The organism is Candidatus Benthicola sp. (assembly GCF_058719085.1).
This window is the reverse complement of record NZ_JBZQEK010000152.1, coordinates 1-2,835: the sequence shown is the minus strand read 5'-3', so window position 1 is coordinate 2,835 and position 2,835 is coordinate 1. Positions and strand designations below refer to the sequence as shown.

At 67.1% G+C, this 2,835-nt stretch carries 2 protein-coding genes and 6 tRNA genes; 2 read left to right on the top strand and 6 right to left on the bottom strand.

Annotated elements, in window-relative coordinates; translation table 11 throughout:
* Positions 1–409: 409 nt before the first annotated feature.
* The 6 genes from AC36XV_RS11460 to AC36XV_RS11435 all read right to left on the bottom strand — a co-directional run bounded on the left by AC36XV_RS11460 (position 410) and on the right by AC36XV_RS11435 (position 1,176).
* Positions 410–483, bottom strand: a tRNA-Pro gene (locus AC36XV_RS11460).
* Positions 484–574: 91 nt separating this feature from the next.
* Positions 575–647: transfer RNA gene (locus AC36XV_RS11455), tRNA-Gly, on the bottom strand.
* Positions 648–649: 2 nt separating this feature from the next.
* Positions 650–721 (bottom strand) — tRNA-Thr (locus AC36XV_RS11450).
* Between the two features lie 8 nt (positions 722–729).
* A tRNA-Ala gene (locus AC36XV_RS11445) sits at positions 730–802 on the bottom strand.
* 138 nt (positions 803–940) lie between these two features.
* Positions 941–1,015: transfer RNA gene (locus AC36XV_RS11440), tRNA-Asp, on the bottom strand.
* A gap of 87 nt (positions 1,016–1,102) precedes the next feature.
* A tRNA-Val gene (locus AC36XV_RS11435) sits at positions 1,103–1,176 on the bottom strand.
* Positions 1,177–1,475: 299 nt separating this feature from the next.
* Here AC36XV_RS11435 and AC36XV_RS11430 point away from each other — a divergent pair.
* Both AC36XV_RS11430 and AC36XV_RS11425 read left to right on the top strand, forming a co-directional pair.
* Positions 1,476–2,264, top strand: a complete 789-nt coding sequence (locus AC36XV_RS11430) for a hypothetical protein (protein WP_492203817.1) — start codon at positions 1,476–1,478, stop codon at positions 2,262–2,264.
* A gap of 50 nt (positions 2,265–2,314) precedes the next feature.
* A partial coding sequence (locus AC36XV_RS11425) for a twin-arginine translocation signal domain-containing protein (protein WP_492203816.1) occupies positions 2,315–2,835 on the top strand: 521 nt, incomplete at its 3' end.

The following is a 2,835-nucleotide window of genomic DNA, read 5'->3' as shown; positions in this document are numbered from 1 at the left end:
CCGTGGCCTCACCGGCCGGCCGACTCGAGCCTGATTCGCTGCCGCTTGGTTCCGGATCGGAACACGGAGGAGGATACCACGATCGGCCGGACCTCGCCACGCCGGAAACGGCCTCGGCCGGCCTTCCAGTCGGGGCGCCCGGATTTGGCGTCGAGGCGCCCCGCGCCGAGACTTTCCGAGCGCAGCGAGGACTACCGGGGAACCGCCATGCCGCAGGTCCCCGGCTCCTCGATGCACAAAGGGCCGGTCATCTCTGACCGACCCTCGAGTCGGGGCGCCCGGATTTGCCGTCGAGGCGCCCCGCGCCGAGACATTCCGAGCGCAGCGAGGACTACCGGGGAACCGCCATGCCGCAGGTCCCCGGCTCCTGGATGCACGAAAGGCCAGCCATCCTTGGCCAGCCTTTCAGTCGGGGCGCCCGGATTTGAACCGGGGACCTCTGCGTCCCGAACGCAGCGCTCTACCGGACTGAGCCACGCCCCGAATTGTCGTCTTCATCCAAGCGGGCAACCGGATGCTTTGTATGCTCCGCATCCAAAGGTCCGGCCGCACTGCCTTGGTGCGTCTTCGTCCAAGCGGGCAACCGGATTCGAACCGGCGACCTCAACCTTGGCAAGGTTGCGCTCTACCAGCTGAGCTATGCCCGCGGAGCCACCGGTCGGATTTGAACCGACGACCGCTCGATTACGAATCGAGTGCTCTACCCCTGAGCTACGGTGGCCGGTGAAGTGGAGCCGGCGGGAGTCGAACCCGCGACCTCATGAGTGCGATTCATGCGCTCTCCCAACTGAGCTACGGCCCCAATGCGTACGGTTCCAGCCGGCTTCCAGCGAAGCCACCGTGCTCTCCCTCGTCGCGACGAAGTCGCGACCCTTTTTGCGGCGCAGCCGCGAAAAGCACTGAGCTACGGCCCCAGTGATGTCCGGGATATCGTCTGGGACGGGGCTGACGGGACTCGAACCCGCGACCTCCGGTGTGACAGACCGGCACTCTAACCAAGCTGAGCTACAGCCCCAGATCACCGCCTACCTGTAAACAGCAGGGCACCGTCCGAATCCGGCGGCACCAGCGCCGTCTTCGAGAGGGCGCACTCGACACTCGATGGGGCCTACTGGACTCGAACCAGTGACCTCTACGATGTCAACGTAGCGCTCTAGCCAGCTGAGCTAAGGCCCCCGAGACAGCGAGAGCGGGGCCTGCGCCCCGCTCGTCAGACGGCAAAAAGTAGGATGTGGCGCCGTCCGGGTCAAGGTCGCGGGAAGGGTGCCGGAGACGGTCACGACTGCCGCGGATCGGCCGTCCGCGAACGGTCGGAAAGAGGCGCGATGTGGCTCGGCGCGCCGGTCCGTTCGTCTTGCATCGGTCCGGCGACGTGATACCTTGACGCGGCTCGGACCGAAGTACCGCGGGTTCCCACGATGACGCGGGGTGTGGGAGTCGCGCAGGGCGATCCGTCTGAAGAGCGACATCGATACATGAAGCTACTCACGAGGCTCATCGGAGCCGCCGCATTCGTGGCGGTGATGAGCGGACTTCTGTTCCTTCTCGCCGGCGAATCCGACGAGAGTCCCGCCACGTCGGCATGGGCGCAGGAGCAATCGGCCGGTGAGCAGGATCCCGGCATGGCGCCGGCAGAGCAGGAGCTTCCGCCGGGCATCAGGTCCTTCGCGCCGACCGGCCAGACCGCCGCGGAGGCGATCGCCGCTCACATGGTCGCCTCCGAGGGACCCGAGCAGCCGATCCCCTTCAATCACCGGTTCCACACCCAGGAGCTCCTGATGCAGTGCGAATACTGCCACGGGGGCACCGAGTCGTCCGTCGTCGCGGTGATTCCGCCATTGGAGCTCTGCATGGGCTGCCACCGGATCGTGGGGGCGCAGCTCGAGCCGATTCAGAGGTTGCGCGGTTATTGGGAGAGAGGCGAGCCGGTTCCGTGGGAGCGGGTCTACAAGACGCCCGATTTCGTGCAGTTCCCCCACCGGGCGCACATCCGCTCGCAGGTGGAGTGCGAGGAGTGCCACGGAAAGGTCGAGGAGATGGACCGCGTCTACCAGTTCTCCTCCCTGAAGATGGGGTGGTGTCTCGCCTGCCATTGGGCCGCCGGCGAGGAGACGGACGTAGCGACGGACAGACTGCTCGTCGAGGAATTCCCGCCGCCTCCGACACCGGAAGGACGTCAGCCCATAGGCCTGTATCCACGCGCAATCGACCAGGAGTATGCGTCCAGTCGCGGACCGATCGACTGCACCGCGTGCCACTATTGAGATCCGGCACCGACAGAGACCGATAGCGAATGAACAACGGCGATCGAAACATGAACAGTGACGGAGGCCCGGGGAGGGTCGCAGCCCGGGGCGACGTCGGACCCGGAGGCACGTCACGCCGCGACTTCCTCAAGGTCCTCGGGGTCGCCGGGGCCGGCGCCGCTGCCACCAGCTGCGGACCGCCCGACATGGGCGACAAGCTCATCCCGTACCTGGTCCCGCCCGAGGACATCGTTCCGGGCACGAACGTGGAGTACGCGACGGTCCTGAAGGACGGCGGGCCGGAGCCTCTCGGTGTGCACGCGGTCGTTCGTGACGGGCGAGTCATCAAGCTCGAGGGCAATCCGAGATTCCCGAACCAGGGGCGCCTCTCCGCCCTCGCCCACTCCGCCCTCCAGGACCTGTACGATCCGGACCGGATCGCCGGGCCCCGCACCCGGACCGGCACCGGCCTCTCCGAGGCGAACTGGGACGATGCCATCGCGGCGGTCGCCGAGGCGATCGTGCCCGGCCGGACGGTGCTGCTGACGGGACCGGCGACCGGATCGACAGCCGAGCTCTTCGCCCGGTG

What these genes read in the sequence shown, in the direction of transcription:
- AC36XV_RS11430 (WP_492203817.1), top strand. Translation starts at nt 1,476, where the DNA reads ATGAAGCTACTCACGAGGCTCATCGGAGCCGCCGCATTCGTGGCGGTG.